This is a genomic window from Desulforhabdus sp. TSK (assembly GCF_022836495.1).
Lineage (GTDB): Bacteria > Desulfobacterota > Syntrophobacteria > Syntrophobacterales > Syntrophobacteraceae > Desulforhabdus.
The window spans coordinates 1-303 of sequence record NZ_BQXM01000223.1; the positions used below are offsets into that span (position 1 = coordinate 1).

General features: G+C 49.8%; 1 protein-coding gene. It reads right to left on the bottom strand.

What is annotated here, in order from left to right:
- Positions 1-112: 112 nt before the first annotated feature.
- On the bottom strand, positions 113-303 hold a 191-nt coding region (locus MWC30_RS22180), incomplete at its 5' end, for an ATP-binding protein (RefSeq protein ID WP_244086355.1).

The window sequence follows — 303 nt, forward strand, 5'->3', positions numbered from 1 at the left end:
CTTTCAAAATGAGAAGACCCTCAGGAGGTTCGCCGTCACTAATGTGTAGTCCGCTGACTCTTTACCCTCTATTTATCCAGTTCCACAGAGATTTCTCAACATTAATGAACACTCAACATAAGTCAACGACAAGCAGGTCCGGAGATTGATAGTGTTGGAGCTTCTTGAGGAGAGAATGGTCGGCCTCGGCGGCGATCAGGTGATTGATCATGTCCATGGCGGTTGTGAAAAGGACCTTGAAATTGGCGTTGCATGCCGCCAGGGCGATGCATTGAGCCAGGAAGGTCTTTCCCGTGCCGGGAT